We start from the raw sequence: 17,198 nt of genomic DNA on the forward strand, positions 1-17,198 counted from the left end.
GTGTTTGTATGGGCTATCATATCAACAAGGTAGAATGGGATATAGGCAAGGAGTTACTACAACAGATCAGAGAGCGGGTATTTGTATGTGAACTACATATTCCCAAACATATCGAGTTTGATAATCTTGATAGATATGCTCATCATATACTGGTAACAGATGACAGCCAAGGCCCAGTTGCAACAGGCCGATTATGTAGCGATGGCCTTATTAGCCGTATTGCGGTGCTGCCAGAGCACCGTAATCGCTCCGTCTATCGTTCATTGCTGAATTATATTGTTGAGCTTGCACAACAGCAGGGTTGTGATTGCGTCAGCATTAATTGTATTTTAAATGAGGTAGAACGATTTAAACGTAATGGCTTTGAACAACAAGGTTGTGTGTTTATGGAAGCAGGTATTCCACGGCTTCGTATGCAATGCCCCATTAATAAATTCAATACGAAACCATTTACACTGGTGCATTGATAAAAATTTATTAAAAATGGCCATCCTAGCGAGTTAAAAACCACCAATTTAACGCAATGGGCATTAAAAAAGCGAACATATTAATGTGTAACTCCACATAACACGTTCGCTTTTTTAATTTTTAAAGCTGTTCTTTATATTAAAATCTTTAAGTTAAAATTATAAATAAGCTTTCAGGTTAATTAACTTCGTTTGCCCACAGCTCTTCTTTTTCGTACATTTCATAAATACCATGCGCACGATTAATTAGTAGGTTTGCAAAATCAACTTTAGTTTTATCGTGTCCACCGGTTTGCATAATTTGATCTGCTTTTAACTGCCATTGCAGAGAAAAATATCGCAGCGCATCACGCGCATTTTCGGCAACTGATGCTAACGCATGATCAGTTGGTAAGCGACCGGTGATAACCCAATAACTTTTACCGTCTTGGCCTTTAAACTTCCATAGGGCACATAACGGAGCGATAAAGCGGCTTTCTTTTTCTAGCAAAGTTTTTGGCATTACGCCCTTCTCTGCTAAATGCTTTTGTGCATTTTGAAAACACTCACGTTGCCATGCAATACTTTGCTGCTTTGCTTGTTCTTGTTCTTCTGGTGTTAATTCTTTAAGTTGTTTTTGTTCCACAGTATTCATCACTCGTTTACATCATTTTAGCTACTTTAAGTGCATATAATTATCGGTGCAAGTATAAAAGACCAATTCCAGCGAGATCATAAGCGATCGCCTGTTTTTTCTACATTCTAACCCATCGTTCTACGCACAACTGTTTACTAATACTGCAAAAAAATCAATTTATAGCTAATTTATAAACTATAAAGCCGCTGTTAATGCATACCAGCACGGTATTATTCATCGTTTGTTTAACGATAATTCTTTTTCGCTGTCATACGATTAAAAAAACTAGGAAAGAAACGTTTTATAGTCGGAGCCCAGCCACTGATCCCCTCGCCAACCACCACTTCATCTTTACGTTTAGCTATTGCACTGACCATTTGCTTCACAGCAGCCGTTACATCCATACCATTTTCAATGGAGTGTTCAGCCTTATTTTGCGCAATACCATGTTCATTAAGTGAATTATGAGCAATAGCCGTTTTTATAGAGCCTGGGCAGATAGTCAAACAATGAATGTTTTTATCGGCCACTTCAGCTCGCAAACAATCCATAAAACCAACGACTGCATATTTAGAGCCTGAGTAACCGGTTCTGAATTTAGAGCCAACTTTACCTGCGACACTACTGATTGATACTACACAGCCGCCGCCATTTTTAACCATACTCGGTAATACCGCTTTAGTTAGCGCAATCAAACCAAAATAGTTAACTTCCATAAGTTGACGATACACAATAAAGTCATTTTCTAAAAACAAACTACGCTGCGACACGCCACCATTATTAATTAAAATATCAACGTTACCAATCGTAGCCATACTATTTGCAACATACTCAAGTACCCGCTCAGGTTGTGATAAATCAAGAGGTATTACTTTGTGTTGTCCAGCCGGTAACTCGCTACAAAGTTGATTTAGTTTATCTGCACTTCTGGCTGATAAAATAATATTAGCGCCTAAGTGTGCTAACTGTATCGCTAACTCTTTACCAATACCTGATGATGCCCCGGTGATCCACACCGTTTTATTATTAAAGTTCATGCTCTACCTATGATTATTATTAAGGCTTTGTAGGACCCGCAATGTCTGTGATCTGTTGCTCGAGTTGTTTATATAGTCCGAGTAAAAAAAGCGCCTCAACAAGCACAAATAATGGCCCAATGATAAGCCCGATTAAGTCATCAACAAAAGCTGGTTTTTTACCTTCAAAATAATGCCCAATAAACTGTAAAACCCAGCCAAAAATAAAAACACCTATACTAACAGCTAACCAGCTAGTAAAACTAAGTGATGCAATTGGCGCAGCCGCTATACTCATTACTACTAAAATAACAGCCATTATCAAACCTAGTGAGACATTAAGCAGTAAATAATAAATCACAGTAGCTAACACAAAAACATGAGCGCCATTGATAACATGATCAGCAACCGGTAAATAAATACGCGCTAATAAACACAATACAGCGTATACAATGAGTGGAATACCAAAAAAGTGTGTGAGTACATTGCGTTTTGAACGGTGATATAAGCCATAATTGCCCAGTTGTTGTTGCAGTGTTTTCATTTTCTTTACTTTATATAATTATCTTATTATTTACTTTAGCAGTTAACACAACGTAACAATGTCTTCTAGCCGACATTTGTAAAATCCACTTATACAAATGCGCTTATGATTTTACCTTTATCGTGATCCGGAGTTTTAGATTGTAACTCACGGCCTTTTTGATATTCTTGTCCAAGCATTTTTTGTAACGATTCCATTTGTTTTGCTAATTCGTCATTCCCCCCTCCCTGCTCTTGTATTTTTTCTGTCAGCTTTTCAATCGCGGCCTTAAGTTCAGCTATTTTATCTTTATCAACACCTAATCGTTGATAAATAAGCGCTTCATTTGCTTTTTCTAAAAAGTCTTTTCCATATGAAGGGTTTTTAGGGCTGCTAACAGTATTAGCTTGGCTATTTATTGCCGTTTCTGGCAATTCGGTTGCCGCTTTAGGATGGCTTATGCTTTTCGCTTGCACAGGAGGGTTATAAGATTCTGTACGGTACTGATTATTAAATATTAGTGAGCTCATTGCTTCAAATCCATTGATAGTTTTATTTTATAAAGCAAATTTAAGGCCAATGTACTTATATCAGGTAAAAATAATAACGCAGCTAATGTACAAGTAAAGCCAGCTGTTGTTTATCAAGAATTTCTATACGCTGGTAATGCAGGGAAATAAGCTTTTTTTCACTTAATAACTGCAAGATTTGATTAATAGTTTGACGAGTTAAATAGGTCATATCTGCGAGTTGTTGCTGCGATAACATAATAGTAGCGGTATTACTGGGCAGCGACATGGTTGCCATCATAACCAGCCGTTTACAGACTTTCTGCTGTGCAGTTAATAAAGCATGATCTTCTAATGAAGTGAACAGCAGCCGCATTTTTTGTGAAAGTAAAACACCAAAATCATGCCAGTAAACAGGCGTGATTGCCAATAATTGTATCAGTGCCCGATGCGGTACATGTAGCAATCGAGCGGGTGTTTGTGCATAAACATCGTGGGTACGCAAACCACCATCAAATAAAGCAACTTCACCAAACCAAATAGCGGGATCTATAAAACTCAGTACCGCTTCTTTACCTTCTCCATTTACTCCACTGACTCGCATAACTCCATTAACAACAGCGTATAAACCCGCATTTTCATCTCCTCTTAAAAATAATGCTTCACCCGCATCGAGTTTAATTACTTTTGCATGTAACAATAGCTGGTGTTGAAATTCTTTAGAGCGGCTACTAAACCAATTTCCTTGGTTAACTATCGCACGGTCCTGTTCATTCATATCGGTTTACTCTACATTAGTTTTAATAATCAAATAATAAAAGGGATCATTATGTTACACAAAGTTATTTACAGCGGCTTATTGCTAAGTACGTTATCTGCACCAAGTTTTGCAGCAGCTCCTGATCAACAGCTCAACAAGAATCTAAAAAAAGCTAACCACAGTGTAAGTGAAAAAGTGATCACTTGGCGACGCCATCTTCACCAATACCCAGAGCTTAGTAACCGCGAATTTGAAACGGCTAAATACATTACTAAACATTTAAAAGCACTGGGGCTCGAAGTACAAACTGGGATAGCCCATACGGGTGTAGTTGCTAAACTCAAAGGTGGTAAAAAAGGCCCTTTAGTGGCGCTGCGTGCCGATATGGACGCCTTGCCTGTCACTGAGCAAGTTGATTTACCGTTTGCTTCAACTCAGACCTCAACCTACCGTGGTAATGAAGTCGGTGTTATGCACGCCTGCGGCCATGATAACCATGTCGCTATTCTAATGGCTGTAGCTGAATCGTTGGCTAAAATTCAAGATGACTTAGCGGGTGATGTATTATTTGTCTTTCAACCAGCTGAAGAAGGTGCCCCAGAAGGTGAAGAAGGCGGTGCTGAACTCATGCTAAAAGAAGGCTTATTTAAAGAAAAACCTGACGCCGTGTTTGGTTTACATGTAACCAGTTCATTAAACACAGGCCAAATTGGCTTCCGTGAAGGCCCGCTTATGGCCAGTGAAGATTCATTTACAATTAATGTACAAGGCCGCCAAACTCATGGTTCACGACCATGGAATGGTGTTGATCCGATTGTGGCATCATCACAAATAATTATGGCCACACAAACAATTTCATCTCGCCAAGTTGATGTTACTAAAGCGCCGTCAGTTATTTCGTTTGGTGCTATTAATGGCGGCGTACGTTCCAATATCATTCCGGATAGTGTCGAGTTAATTGGCACTATTCGCACCTTTGACCAAGCAATGCGCGCTGATATCAAAAAGCGTTTAGTGAAAACAGCTGAAATGGTCGCTGAATCCGGTGGTGCTAAAGCTGATGTACATATCGACCACGGCTACCCTGTCACCGTAAACGATGTAAAACTCACGCAAAAAATGACGCCAACACTAACTAAAGTTGCTGGGGCTGAGAATATCATTACCACTGATTTGATCACCGGCGCTGAAGATTTCAGCTATTACGCTTTAGAAACTCCTGGATTGTTTTTCTTTTTAGGTGTTACCCCACAAGGTCAAGATGCAAAAACGGCAGCAAGTAATCATTCACCACAGTTTTTCGCTGACGAGCAAGCACTGCAATTAGGCGTGAATGCGATGACGCAGTTAGTTGTGGATTACTTTGCGATGAAAAAATAACCAGAACTCCAACGTACATGCTAAATCATAATCGGTTAGCATAAAATAAATATACCCACACTCTGTGGGTATATTTAAAAGTATTGATAAACCTACGCGGATTTATTTTATCGTGCGGTTAGTAGCTGTGATAAATAGTCAGGCTTACCTTCAATACGTTCAAGGTGAGGATATTTAAGGCCATCATGATAATCGATCTGGATTTCACTGTACTGATCAAAGTTTTTCACCAAGAGCTTAATTGGCGCTTTTGAGCCTTTAGCATCCGTCACTGCATCTTTGAGTGCATCAGCACTAAATTGAGTATTATTAACGGCAACAATTTGCATACTTGGCGCAAGACCCGCATTAAATGCAGGGCTATCCCATAATACGTCACGCATTTTGCCTTCTTTATTTACCGAGAAGCCCAGAGAATAAAGTAAATCAGTTGATTTATAGCGGCTTTCAATTGCTTTAATGCCCTCAGAGGCTTTATCGTTATAGGTCAATTTCCAACCTTGGTCTTCCAGTGATTTAGATAAGTTAACATGGCCTTTTAAACGCGAATTAATAAAGTCATCCCATTGATACTTTTCAATACCATTAAGCGTGTTAATCACATCATCAAATTTGTAGGTCAACACATTCCAATCACCCGGGTTTACGCCAAAAAAGTTGTGGGCAAAATCATCTAATGAATGACTGTTGTTACTCAATTCACGTAATTTTGCATCAACCGCAAACCAAATTAATTCTCCACCAGAGTAATAGTCTTCGCTCATTTGATAACTACGATAAGGCAAAGATGAACGCTGAGCGATAGTTGGATCGTTGGTTGTATCTAAAATATTACGCCATGCCATGCCAGGTCGGCCTTGGTCGTAGGTTGCACCTAAACGAGCTAGCATATCCATCGCATTTTCTTGGCTCCAAAGTCCTGAACGAGCCGCAATGACTTGCCCCCAAAACTGTGTTTGCCCTTCATATACCCATAAACCATTAGCTTCTTTAACTTGGTTATAGGTCGGTGTCCATAATGCGTCAGGGCGACGATACTTACCATTCCATGAATGATTAAATTCGTGTGCTAATAAATCGCGACCGACCCATGACTTATCCCAGTCAGTAAAATAATTTTCTTTCGCGCTATTTTCACTTGAGCGATGATGTTCCATGCCGATACCGCCTAACTTATCTGTCAGGGCAAGTAAAAAGTCATAATGATCAAAGTGATGTGCACCATAAAGCGCATACATTTGTTGAATAAGCTCACGGTGTGCTGTTAACCCTTCTGCACTGATCTCAAGATCTTTTTCTTTATCGGCAAAGACATTTAAGAACACCGGAGTATCTGCATTTGGGTTTAAATCAACACGCTTATAGTGGCTACCGGCAAACATTGGCGAGTCTACAAGGTTTTCAAAATCAATTCCCTCAAAGGTAACTGTATTGCCTTTTTGCGAAGACTTTTCAAGTGCAGTAGCAAACTGCCACCCTTTTGGTAACGTTACACTCGGTTGAAATTTAATTTTACGGCTATAGTGCCCAGCAGGGTAAAGCGCTACTGTATCCCATTGTAAATTGAGCATTTCTGGCGTCATCATAACGCGCCCTTGCTCTGAACTTTGTGGTGACAAGAATTGATATTCAACATGCAACTCACGTACACCTTTAGGAACTTTAAGATTAAAAGCATATACGTTGCCAGGATCTCGTTGCCATTCGATCACTTTACCTTTTGCTGACATTTTCAATCCAGCCAACTGACTTATTGGTCCAATTGGTGAGTGATGTCCAGGTATCCATTGCGGATAAAGCAAAGTCATTTCACCAGCATTAACAGGGATAGTTTCGTTTATTTTAAAAATACGATGAGCTAGATCTGTGGCATCAACCGCTATTTTTATAGTGCCGGAATATGGGGTATCAGTCGGATTTGGAACATCAGCAAACGCTGGAAGCATAAAGCCCATAACAGAGCTGAGGGCAGCAGCAAAAACATGTTTATTCACTTACTTCTCCAATTAGAGAGGCGCAAAGCACGCGCATTAGATTGGTATTGTCCTAGTAATTTGAGTGCAAAACACTCGGCAACCTCCATTTAATTTCAGAAATTTCTGAAACAATCAACATCCGTTATAACTATAACAACAGCTAATAGCAATGATTTATGGACGAACAACCATTTAATGCGTTCAATTTATTTGCGCTTTAAGTCAATTTATAGTGCCGTATTTAGCTGTATCAGCGCTTATTTGCATTCTTGTACTGAGAATATAAGAGCGCTGCAAGCACTGTTTTAAAACTTAATCATGCATAATACCTATGTTCAGGCTAAATAAATCATCAGTACGCTATCCTAATAGGCTACTTTTTTGGTAATGGTATGGAGACCACAATGGCATCTGACTATTTTCATTTGTTAAATTTGATCGGGGTAGCGTTTTTTGCCATCTCAGGTACTCTAATGGGCCATGAAAAAAACATAGGAGGTTTTGGTGTTGTGGTTGTCGCGTCAGTGACAGCGCTCGGCGGCGGCACACTGCGCGACGTATTATTAAACCACCCAGTATTTTGGATAGCCGAACCGGATTATTTATACGCAACATACAGCGCCATATTTATCGCCGTAATATTTATTCGTCATTTACCTCACGTATCAAACTATTACATGTTGCTGGTCGATGCTTTGGGCATGGCAATTTTTAATATTGTTGGCATTGAAAAGTCCTTAATCGAAGGCACTACGATGATTGTGGCTATTACTATGGGCATGACCACAGGCATCTTTGGTGGTCTAATGCGCGATGTAATATGCCGTGAAGTCCCCCTTGTCATGCGCGAAGAGCTCTACTCCACCGCGTGCCTATCTGGTGGCTTAACTTATGCCACACTGTTTCTATTAGAAGTACCTTATGTTTGGTGTATTTTAGGCGCACTCTTTATTACCGTATTTTTACGGCTCGGTTCCCTACACTGGGGATGGCAACCAAATATATTTAGAAAAAGGTCGGTTAGAAAACAATAGTTTGCTATGTGAAGTTCCGATTAAAACGCCGAACTTTTGTACGTACCTTTTTCATCGATGATGACGTATTAAACTGAATCTTACATCCCAATGTCCATTTTTCGTACCAGGTTACACCATAAAATTCATAGTTATTTAAGCTGAAATAAGCAAGAGTATATCGTTTGCCTTAAATTCAAGCTCCATAAGTAGATCATCGTATTTCCAGTCTCGATACTCTTGTTATTGGGTCAGGATTTGCTTTGTGAAGTCAGCCATTTATAGGTGGAAATATGATACTTTTAGGCACCTTGTCTTATTTTACCCCTATTTTCTCCACTGTGTTTGCATCTATTAACTTATCCGTTGCTTTAGCTGACTATTTTTTACAAGGTGTTGTACTCGTGACTATTGGGTCGTTAATTTGCTTTTGGGTTACCCGCACAAAAAAAACCTGTAGTAGATAACTAAATGTAAAAGCGAAAAGCAAATAACGCTTTTCGCTTTATCAGGTTTTATTAGTTGGCTAATCTTAGCCCTAGCATCACCAGCATAACTAGATTCGCAATTACGCCAATCAAAAAGAAGTAGCTACGCGGGCTGGGGTTTTTCTCTGTGGCAATTGCGTAATACAGTACCATATGAATTAAACGTGCAATGACGTAAACCCAAATACAGATTGCAAAAACCGAACTGTGGTAATTAATCACAAAGGCAAATAAAACCGTTCCAATAAATAACGCGCTGTTTTCTAATGTGTTATGAAAGGTGCGATGCGCTCTAAATATAAAACTCTCATGAGATAGGTCTTTATCAATTTTTCCTGGCACAGCCCCAGGCTGTTTGGCTTTACTAAACGTCGCCACTGCCCACTGTACTAACACCATAATTAAATATAAATAAAATGCTATAAACGCTGAATGTGCTATATCGGTCATTGCTTAATCCTTTGTGTTGTTATTAGAGTAGTAGTTATAGCAACTATCAAGCCACATATAAGCCACTGATATATATAGAAATTACTTTTTAGTAAAATGATTTTTTGTAATAGATTCATTCTTTATATAAAACTTACTCTATAACAGCGGCTTGGTATTTTTTGCAGCCTAAGCGCAACCACAAAAACAATACTAATCATTTACTTTATAAATTTTGTTTGATTATTTATTCTAAGTATTGTTTTATAGCGTTACTGATAACGGAACGGTAAAATAAATATGATGAATAAAATAACCAAATGCTTGGCAACCTTAGCTCTATTGAACTGTGTATCAGCGCCCGCTTTTTCAGCTCAATATGAAATCGAAAAAGGTGAAAACTTTTCTAAGTTGGCGCAATACAAAGACGTAACCACCATTAAACGCAATTTCGCAAAACAAATAGCGCTTAATTACAGTGTATTAAACGCTGATCTTAAACAAACGCTAAGCCAATATAAACTGGTTTTGAATGCGGACCAGCTACCGTCTTTAGGCATGCACACACAACAAAATACTCGTTTAGCAAACAGCGCGTTACAACAACTTAAAGGTTTACCACAAAACACCGGTAGTTTGTTACAAGTGCGTTTGGCAAGTGACACAATGCTTAGCGCTTGGCAGCAAGGCGAACGCCCTTTATTTGCATTTGCACCTGCTGGTGACGATTCGCAATGGAGCGAGATTGAAGCCTTCGATCAGTTTGGTGACATTCACTATCTTAGTGTTGATCAAATGCCGACCCAACCTGTATTTATTGTCGAATTAGATCAACAAAAAGTACAAGATGCGGGTATTGCAGTAATGAGAGGAATTTTATCTGCTAACAAATTCAGTAAAACCACGGTTAGTCCACAAAACCAGTTAAGCAATGAAAAACCTCTGCAAACCAGTGTATTGAAAAAAATACGCTTAGAAGATGACAAAGAACCTTGGATCTCAGGTGGTGCTGAAATTTATGCCATTGTAACGGGTATCGACCCGACACGAGATGAACCAATATTAGATATCGTTGATTTACCGTATTTAGATCATGATCAAACCGATTACAGCCCTAATCAGGTACTCATTCATTGGCAGCGTTATCGTTGGCAGGCGGTTGATTTACTCTTAATGGAACAAGATGACAACACCAACTATAAAACTTTAGCAATAAAATTATTAGAAATATCAGAGCAAGTGATGGCGAGCATTCCTGATTTACAAGCGCAAGGTTATGCCATTATCCCTAAGCTGACCAATGAACTACTAAAAGCAATGCCGGATGAATGGTTTACTAATAATGACGATTATGTTGATGTTTTTTACACGCTGTTTGAAAACAAAGACTATCAAGAATATAAAGGAGCAAGCAGTAATGCGACCATTACGCTGTCTCCTTTAGAAATTAACCCAAGACTAAACTAAGTCATCCCCATTCGCTTAATTATTATTGCGGATGGTATCTTCAGTAGCCACCCATTAGCGCTTTAACGTTAACGGGTGGCTTTATCTTAAACAGCCACTTTTTTGAAAACACGCGTTATATTTTAATACCCTAACCTTGCGCCACTGATTTACGAAAGCGCATTAATGCAACAGTAAAAAACACACTGCCAATAACAACTAACGCTAAAAAGTAAGGCCAAACTACATCCCACCCTGCCCCTCGGTATAAAATTGCTTGAGCAAATTTTACAAAATGCGTTGTTGGCGCCAATAACATAATATTTTGCACCACCTCAGGCATACTTTCTCGCGGCGTAACACCGCCAGAGAGCATTTGTAATGGTAATAAAATTAAGATCATCAATAACCCGAGTTGCGGCATAGTGCGCGCCTGCGTTCCCAACAATATACCCAGCGATGTGGTCGCAAATAAATGAATAGCAACGCCAAATAAAAATAAGCCCGCCGAGCCATGAATAGGCACTTGTAACAAACCTTCGATCACAATAAATAATGAAAACGTAGTCAGTAATAAAATCACTAACCCATTGGCCCAAATTTTCGCCATCACTATTTCAAAGGGGCTTAACGGCATCACTAATAAATGCTCTAATGTGCCGTGTTCGCGTTCACGGATCACCGCGGCGCCAGTTAAAATAATCGAAATCATTGTGATCACGTTCATTAATTCCATCACGCTACCAAACCATACACTTGTCATGTTTGGATTAAACATAATGTGCGCCGATTGCTTTATTGGCAGTGAATAAACGGTTCGATAACCTTGCACAAACTCATTTACTTCGCCGTTAATAATGGTTTGAATATAGTTATCACCAATAAATGCTTGCGACATGCGCGTAGCATCTATATTTACTTGAATTGTAGGTTGCTTAGCTGCAAGTACATCACGCTCAAAATAAGGCGGGATATTAAGCACAAAAGTATAACGGCCATTATCCATAGCTGAGTCAACATCGCTTAATGAAATACTGTCTGCCGTTTTAAAGTAAGGCTCATAAAAGGCATTAATAATACGCTTGGATAATTGCGATTGATCGTGATCAACAACTGCAATCGGCGCATTATTTAACTCTATCGACGTGGCTGAAGCCACCACATAAATCAACCCAGTAAAAGCAAAAAAAACAAATAGCAGTAAAACCTTATCACGCCATAAACTACGCAACTCTTTAATACCTAAATTAACAATGTTTCCGCGACGTTGCATGGCTATTTATCCTGCTTTGGAAGTAAAAATACACTGGCCAGAGTCAGCACGGGTATAAAAGCGAATAAAGGCAGTAGCTGGGCTGATAAATCAGAAAAATTCAGCGCTTTATTAAAGACCCCTCGACATGCCTCTAAAAAGTAGGTGGTCGGAAACAGTTTGCCTATAATCGCGCCAAACCCTTCTAAGGAAGAAACAGGGTCAATTAACCCACAAAAGTTAACGGCAATCATCAACACCACCACCGTAGTGGCTGCCAGTGCTGAAATTTGTGTTTTTGTAAAAGCCGAAATTAACAGCCCCACTCCGGTAGTCGCTGTAACGTATAATAATGCAGCCAAACTAAGCGCCCAAAAGCTGCCTTTTAGCGCCACACCAAACACAGTAATAGCAAGTGCGACTAAGCCAAAAAAGCTGATCATACTCACTAAAATGTAAGGCAGCTGTTTGCCAATAATAAATTCCAGTCGATTAACCGGTGTGACATATAAGTTTATGATTGAACCCAACTCTTTTTCTCGTACTACGCCAAGCGCCATCAATATCGCAGGAATAAATACCAATAACAGTGGAATAACCGCCGGCACCATGGCCTCAATGCTTTTAAAATCTTGGTTATAACGATAGCGAGATTCAATATTAGCTGGCACTAAATTGGGTATCTGCGCATAAGTGCGCAAAGATAAGTTGGTTAAATAGCTGTAATACACGCCGCTCATATAACCATTAATCGTTTCTGCCCTAAACGGCATAGAACCATCAATCCACACTACAATTTCAGGTTTACGGCCGCGTTTAAATTGCTGACCAAAGTTAGGTGGAATTTCAACGGCCACGCTTAACTCGCCACTGCGCATTCGTTTATCAAGTTCTTGCGGGCTTTTAATATCTGCTTTTTGAATAAAGTAACGTGAACCTGCAATATTTTGAATGTAGTTGCGGCTCTCTGGCGATTGGTCTTGATCTAGTACCGCAAAGCTTAAATCTTCAACATCAAATGTAATGCCGTAACCTAAAATAAACAGCAAAATTATTGAGCCCAGTAAAGCAAACGTTAGGCGAATAGGATCGCGCCATAACTCTAGCGTTTCGCGATGCGCATAACCAAATAACCGCAACAAACTAAATGCGGGGTTAGTGTTATTTTTACGAGTAGCCAGCGCTTTAGCCAATGCTTTGGGTTTATCCGTTATCGATGCTTGTATCGCCGAGCTTGCTCCGGCTGCATTTACCGCCTCTTCTAAATATGCAATAAAGGCAGCTTCTAGTGTGTCGGTATTACGCGCTTGGCACAGTGCAGCTGGCGTATCGCTGGCAAGTATTTTACCTGCATGCATTAACGAAATTCTATCGCAACGTGCTGCTTCATCCATAAAGTGAGTCGAAATAAAAATAGTCACGCCTTGTTCGCGCGAAAGCTCAATGAGTAACTGCCAAAAGTCATCCCTTGCAACGGGGTCTACACCCGATGTGGGCTCATCAAGTATGAGCATTTCAGGGCTATGTACTACCGCAACAGCAAGCGATAAACGCTGGCGAATACCTAGGGGCAAATCGGTAGGAAAATCGTCACTGTATTTTTTAAGGTTAAACCGAGTAATTAAATCTTTAACGCGCGGCTCTATTTTCTCTGCGGGTAAGTGAAATAAACGAGCATGCAATACCAAGTTTTGCTTCACTGTAAGCTCGTTATAAAGCGAAAATGCTTGTGACATAAAACCAACGCGTTTGCGGCTTTCGATGTTATTGGCATCGACCTTTTCACCAAACAATTTTGCTTCGCCACTGGTTGTGGGTTGTAACCCCGTAAGCATTTTCATTGTGGTAGTTTTTCCACAGCCATTTGAGCCTAAAAAGCCAAAAATTTCACCTTGTTCAATACTTAAACTCACGTTGTTAACAGCGGTAAAATCACCAAATGTTTTACATAATCCATTTGCTTCTATAGCGAACTGGGTTGTTTTTATGTCTTGTTTACGAGGTGGCACAACTAACCGCTGATGATCATGACGTTTTTCTTCAGGAAGTAATGCTATAAACGCTTCATCAAGCGATTCTTTATTAGTTTGCATTTTTAGGTTTTGTGGGCTGCCCGTACCGATTACTTTTCCATCGTCCATAGCGACTAGCCAATCAAAATCATCGGCTTCTTCCATGTAGGCGGTCGCAACCAGTACGCTCATCTGTGTATTTTCAGCGCGAATACTGTTTATTAATTGCCAAAATTGACGACGCGATAGCGGATCAACTCCGGTTGTTGGCTCATCTAAAATCAATAATTGAGGGTCATGGATCAGTGCGCAGCACAAACCGAGTTTTTGTTTCATCCCGCCAGAGAGCTTTTCTGCGGGGCGATCGGCAAATGCCTCTAAGCCTGTACTTTTTAAAAGGTTATTAATTCGTTGTTTGCGCTCTGCTTTATTTTGAGAAAAAAGGCGACCAAAAAAATCTATATTTTCAAACACAGAAAGTGTTGGGTACACATTTTTGCCAAGCCCTTGAGGCATGTAAGCAATGCGTGGCGACACCGAATTACGAAAACTACTACTACGCATATTGCCGTTTAATACCTCAACCTCCCCCTCTTGAATCGCCCTTGCCCCCGCTATAAGTGCCAATAAGCTTGATTTTCCTACGCCATCAGGGCCTATAAACCCAACCATTTTCCCGGCAGGTAATGAAATGCTAATGTTGTCCAGCACGCGATTATTAGCATAGCGATGACTCACCTTAGTAAGCGTAACTACACTTTCAAGAGGTGGCTGTTGCGCGTTTTTATCAGTGTTATTATTAGCGTTATCCATTATTCAGGTACTCGTACCTGTAACGACGTAGGCCAATTTTTTTCAGGTGCTAACAACACATAAGCAAGCCCTGGCACCCCTGTTTTTACTTGTTTGATATGATCTTTTAATAACTGCGAGTCGAGCTTTACCTTAACTCTAAACATCAGTTTATCGCGCTCGTTTCGGGTTTCTACCGATTTAGGGGTAAATTGCGCCTGTGCAGACACAAACGTCACTTTAGCCGGCAATGTATACTCGGCAACAGCATCAATAACAATGCGCGCTTGTGAGCCTATTGTTACCTTGCCCGCTTGCGCTGTTGGTAAATATATACTCATATAAACATCGGTTAAATCCAATAACGATAAAACCTTGCCACCACTGCCAAGCACTTCGCCAGGCTCAGCTAATCGATACAATATGCGTCCATTGATTGGTGCTGTGAGCGTGCTGTCGGCTATGTTGCTTTGTAATCGCTCAATACGTGCCTGCGCTGCTTCTATTTCAGCATCCGACTGCACAACTTTTACGTTTGCCGCGGTTAAAGCTGCTTGCGCAATAGCAGAGGTGGTTCGTTGTTGATCAACCACTTCTTTTGAAATATGGCCTTTTTCTAATAATTTTGCAGAGCGGCGCAATTCAGTTTGTGCAAAATTAAGCTCACTTTTATGCTGCTCTACAATCGCTAATGCGTATTTACGAGACTCATTGGCAACACGAAGCCCCGCCTCAGCTTCACGTAACTGTGCGTTTAAATCATCAGTGTCAATAACCGCTAACGTTTGACCCGCTTTGACCATATCGCCTTCTTGCACCATAACGTCAACTAAGCGGCCCGGTAATTTTGTAGCAATATCGTACTCGGTCGCTTCAATTCGCCCATTTCCATAGGCAACACTGTCAGGGAGTTGTTCAGCAAATGATGTAGGTTGCAAGGTTTGCCAAGCATACCAGCCAACCCCGCCCACAATGACCAAAACAGTGAGTTTACTCAAAGATTTGAACGTTGATTTAATTGTCATGTGCTAAAACTCCATGTATGTAAAAAGTAATGTAAGTGGGGTAGTAATAAGGTAAATAATTTTTAGGATACAGCACGCTAATTGTTATATGAAAGCAACCCTGCTTTGTAAGTACAACAAGGGTAGTTGTAATAAGCGATTTAAACGAACTTAAAAATCTACCGTCACTAATCTACCACTCTCACCGTTAATAAAGATGATATGGATCAATATAAATTAGAGTTAATGCACTAATTATTAGTGATTTTTTAAAACAACAGGATAAAAGAAAGGAAGAACATCAAGGCACCTAGTGAGCGCCTTGATATTAATTATGCCAGCGGCAGATCCGCTTACAATTTTTAGTAACAAAACCCGTCAAGACCTTAATGCTAAGCTAATCAATATCACGCCATGATCGGTGCTTAAATCATCACGCTCAAATTCAGGGTTAATTAAATGACGATCGTAAGTATGGTAATCGCTCACCTCAAAAAAGCTGTCGTCGTAACTTGAGTCAAACTCGCAAGATAACAAAATGTAGTCAAGCACTGAGCTGCTCGCGCCAAAATAATGGGTAGGCTTTCGCTTTAAATCCACTGTATTTTCATTATTTTGATTAGCCGAATTTAATTGCGACTTTGCAAATAACTGCCACGCGTCGTTAAGGCAATATTTTGCAAGGTAAGTTTTACTGTCAAACGTCGGGGCAAAGCGCAGTGTATTTGTTAGTAAATGGCTTAAAACTCCATCAGCTAAGTCGTTATTAAAATCGCCCATTAAAACCATTGGGTTTTGTGTAGATTCGCGGCGTGAAATTATGTCTATCATCAGTAATGTGGCTTCACTGCCGCGCTGAATAGTTGAGCCCCAACTCCCTGCTATATCGGCTTTTAATAGCTCGATAATATTTTTTTCGGGTGTGAGTTCTTTGTTTTGCTCATCGAGCTCTATCATGGAGCGCTTAGACTTAAAATGCACCACATAACAATCCGTGTTGCCGATATGCGGTAAAGTTATTGTAGCTCTAAGCACCTTTCGGCTAAATGTAAAATCATCAGTTAAACCAAGGGTTTTAGCAAGCTCATGGTCATGCTCAACACTTGCCACTTCAACGATTGGGTATTTAGCAGCAAGTGCTACTACAGGTCGTTTGTAAATAAAGTCGTCGATTACCTGAGGCTCATCTACCACGGCAAAGTACACATAACCTTGCTCTTTAACTAATTCTTTAAGCGACTCAATACTAAATACTTCTTGAAAGCCAATCACATCAGGCTGATGCTCGGTTAAGTAATTAATAAGCCAACGCTGCTTTTTAGCCCACTGCTCTGCGGTGTATATGCGTTCAAATTCATAATAGGCATTAGGCGGCTCAAGGTAATTAAACAAATTAAAAGTGGCAATTTTAAGGGTCGTATTAGTAATAACCGAATCGTCTGCAGTGGTGTTTAAAGGTGTTTTAGTGTGTGATTCAAGGTTGCTGATAAGGCTGCCCTACTTAAAATAAGAAAA

The 17,198-nt window shown here is 40.0% G+C and carries 15 protein-coding genes and 2 pseudogenes; 5 read left to right on the top strand and 12 right to left on the bottom strand.

Annotated elements, in window-relative coordinates:
- The first annotated feature begins 8 nt into the window (after window positions 1-8).
- The gene (locus H5182_RS00950) at window positions 9-467 is read left to right on the top strand and encodes a GNAT family N-acetyltransferase (RefSeq protein WP_182759338.1); all 459 of its coding nucleotides are present in this window, start codon (window positions 9-11) and stop codon (window positions 465-467) included.
- Window positions 468-645: 178 nt separating this feature from the next.
- On the opposite strand, the gene H5182_RS00955 is transcribed toward H5182_RS00950, so the two are convergent.
- The 5 genes from H5182_RS00955 to H5182_RS00975 form a co-directional block, all read right to left on the bottom strand.
- A complete protein-coding gene (locus H5182_RS00955) occupies window positions 646-1,101 on the bottom strand; it encodes a DUF4826 family protein (RefSeq protein ID WP_220493027.1) in 456 nt (151 codons plus the stop codon).
- A 227-nt stretch (window positions 1,102-1,328) separates the two neighbouring features.
- Complete coding sequence (locus H5182_RS00960) at window positions 1,329-2,120, bottom strand: SDR family oxidoreductase (protein WP_145233125.1); 792 nt, start codon at window positions 2,118-2,120, stop codon at window positions 1,329-1,331.
- 19 nt (window positions 2,121-2,139) lie between these two features.
- A complete protein-coding gene (locus tag H5182_RS00965) occupies window positions 2,140-2,643 on the bottom strand; it encodes a DUF962 domain-containing protein (protein ID WP_145233124.1) in 504 nt (167 codons plus the stop codon).
- A gap of 89 nt (window positions 2,644-2,732) precedes the next feature.
- Complete coding sequence (locus H5182_RS00970) at window positions 2,733-3,152, bottom strand: hypothetical protein (RefSeq protein ID WP_182759339.1); 420 nt, start codon at window positions 3,150-3,152, stop codon at window positions 2,733-2,735.
- A gap of 82 nt (window positions 3,153-3,234) precedes the next feature.
- Window positions 3,235-3,909 (bottom strand): Crp/Fnr family transcriptional regulator, encoded by a 675-nt coding sequence (locus tag H5182_RS00975; RefSeq protein ID WP_182759340.1) that lies wholly within the window; start codon window positions 3,907-3,909, stop codon window positions 3,235-3,237.
- A 51-nt stretch (window positions 3,910-3,960) separates the two neighbouring features.
- Between H5182_RS00975 and H5182_RS00980 the strand changes: the two genes are divergently transcribed.
- Entirely contained in the window at window positions 3,961-5,271 is a 1,311-nt protein-coding gene (locus H5182_RS00980) for an amidohydrolase (protein WP_145233121.1), read from the top strand.
- A 107-nt stretch (window positions 5,272-5,378) separates the two neighbouring features.
- On the opposite strand, the gene H5182_RS00985 is transcribed toward H5182_RS00980, so the two are convergent.
- A complete protein-coding gene (locus H5182_RS00985; protein WP_182759341.1) occupies window positions 5,379-7,265 on the bottom strand; it encodes a M61 family metallopeptidase in 1,887 nt (628 codons plus the stop codon).
- A gap of 386 nt (window positions 7,266-7,651) precedes the next feature.
- Here H5182_RS00985 and H5182_RS00990 point away from each other — a divergent pair, with 386 nt between their 5' ends.
- Window positions 7,652-8,281: a trimeric intracellular cation channel family protein gene (locus H5182_RS00990; protein ID WP_149982542.1), complete on the top strand. Its 630-nt coding sequence runs from the start codon at window positions 7,652-7,654 to the stop codon at window positions 8,279-8,281.
- 4 nt (window positions 8,282-8,285) lie between these two features.
- Here the strand turns inward: H5182_RS00990 and H5182_RS00995 are convergent.
- Window positions 8,286-8,503 (bottom strand): annotated as a pseudogene (locus H5182_RS00995) (ClbS/DfsB family four-helix bundle protein); the annotation flags it as partial.
- On the opposite strand from H5182_RS00995, the pseudogene H5182_RS22220 reads away from it, so the two are divergent.
- Window positions 8,500-8,727 (top strand): annotated as a pseudogene (locus H5182_RS22220) (EamA family transporter); the annotation flags it as partial. The pseudogenes H5182_RS00995 and H5182_RS22220 overlap by 4 nt on opposite strands.
- A 51-nt stretch (window positions 8,728-8,778) precedes the next feature.
- Here H5182_RS22220 and H5182_RS01000 read toward each other — a convergent pair.
- The gene (locus H5182_RS01000) at window positions 8,779-9,198 is read right to left on the bottom strand and encodes an MAPEG family protein (protein WP_145233119.1); all 420 of its coding nucleotides are present in this window, start codon (window positions 9,196-9,198) and stop codon (window positions 8,779-8,781) included.
- 279 nt (window positions 9,199-9,477) lie between these two features.
- Here H5182_RS01000 and H5182_RS01005 point away from each other — a divergent pair, with 279 nt between their 5' ends.
- Window positions 9,478-10,644 carry a DUF3103 family protein gene (locus H5182_RS01005; protein ID WP_182759342.1) on the top strand — a complete coding sequence of 389 codons (1,167 nt, stop codon included), beginning with the start codon at window positions 9,478-9,480 and terminating at the stop codon, window positions 10,642-10,644.
- A 130-nt stretch (window positions 10,645-10,774) separates the two neighbouring features.
- Here H5182_RS01005 and H5182_RS01010 read toward each other — a convergent pair whose 3' ends face one another.
- From H5182_RS01010 to H5182_RS01025, 4 genes are all read right to left on the bottom strand, one after another.
- The gene (locus H5182_RS01010) at window positions 10,775-11,896 is read right to left on the bottom strand and encodes an ABC transporter permease (protein ID WP_182759343.1); all 1,122 of its coding nucleotides are present in this window, start codon (window positions 11,894-11,896) and stop codon (window positions 10,775-10,777) included.
- Between the two features lie 2 nt (window positions 11,897-11,898).
- Entirely contained in the window at window positions 11,899-14,700 is a 2,802-nt protein-coding gene (gene rbbA / locus H5182_RS01015; RefSeq protein ID WP_182759344.1) for a ribosome-associated ATPase/putative transporter RbbA, read from the bottom strand.
- Window positions 14,700-15,704: an HlyD family secretion protein gene (locus H5182_RS01020; protein ID WP_182759345.1), complete on the bottom strand. Its 1,005-nt coding sequence runs from the start codon at window positions 15,702-15,704 to the stop codon at window positions 14,700-14,702. Before H5182_RS01020 ends, rbbA begins: the two co-directional genes overlap by 1 nt.
- Before the next feature lie 357 nt (window positions 15,705-16,061).
- Entirely contained in the window at window positions 16,062-17,075 is a 1,014-nt protein-coding gene (locus tag H5182_RS01025; RefSeq protein WP_182759346.1) for an endonuclease/exonuclease/phosphatase family protein, read from the bottom strand.
- Window positions 17,076-17,198 lie beyond the last annotated feature (123 nt).

Source organism: Pseudoalteromonas sp. SG44-17, assembly GCF_014164235.1.
In the GTDB taxonomy this organism is placed as follows: domain Bacteria; phylum Pseudomonadota; class Gammaproteobacteria; order Enterobacterales; family Alteromonadaceae; genus Pseudoalteromonas; species Pseudoalteromonas rhizosphaerae.

Excerpts from the sequence above, each read along its gene's own strand:
- H5182_RS00950 (WP_182759338.1), top strand. The coding sequence starts at position 9 with ATGGGCTATCATATCAACAAGGTAGAATGGGATATAGGCAAGGAGTTA.
- H5182_RS00955 (WP_220493027.1), bottom strand. The coding sequence starts at position 1,101 with ATGAATACTGTGGAACAAAAACAACTTAAAGAATTAACACCAGAAGAA.
- H5182_RS00960 (WP_145233125.1), bottom strand. The coding sequence starts at position 2,120 with ATGAACTTTAATAATAAAACGGTGTGGATCACCGGGGCATCATCAGGT.
- H5182_RS00965 (WP_145233124.1), bottom strand. The coding sequence starts at position 2,643 with ATGAAAACACTGCAACAACAACTGGGCAATTATGGCTTATATCACCGT.
- H5182_RS00970 (WP_182759339.1), bottom strand. The coding sequence starts at position 3,152 with ATGAGCTCACTAATATTTAATAATCAGTACCGTACAGAATCTTATAAC.
- H5182_RS00975 (WP_182759340.1), bottom strand. The coding sequence starts at position 3,909 with ATGAATGAACAGGACCGTGCGATAGTTAACCAAGGAAATTGGTTTAGT.
- H5182_RS00980 (WP_145233121.1), top strand. The coding sequence starts at position 3,961 with ATGTTACACAAAGTTATTTACAGCGGCTTATTGCTAAGTACGTTATCT.
- H5182_RS00990 (WP_149982542.1), top strand. The coding sequence starts at position 7,652 with ATGGCATCTGACTATTTTCATTTGTTAAATTTGATCGGGGTAGCGTTT.
- H5182_RS01000 (WP_145233119.1), bottom strand. The coding sequence starts at position 9,198 with ATGACCGATATAGCACATTCAGCGTTTATAGCATTTTATTTATATTTA.
- H5182_RS01005 (WP_182759342.1), top strand. The coding sequence starts at position 9,478 with ATGATGAATAAAATAACCAAATGCTTGGCAACCTTAGCTCTATTGAAC.
- H5182_RS01010 (WP_182759343.1), bottom strand. The coding sequence starts at position 11,896 with ATGCAACGTCGCGGAAACATTGTTAATTTAGGTATTAAAGAGTTGCGT.
- rbbA (WP_182759344.1), bottom strand. The coding sequence starts at position 14,700 with ATGGATAACGCTAATAATAACACTGATAAAAACGCGCAACAGCCACCT.
- H5182_RS01020 (WP_182759345.1), bottom strand. The coding sequence starts at position 15,704 with ATGACAATTAAATCAACGTTCAAATCTTTGAGTAAACTCACTGTTTTG.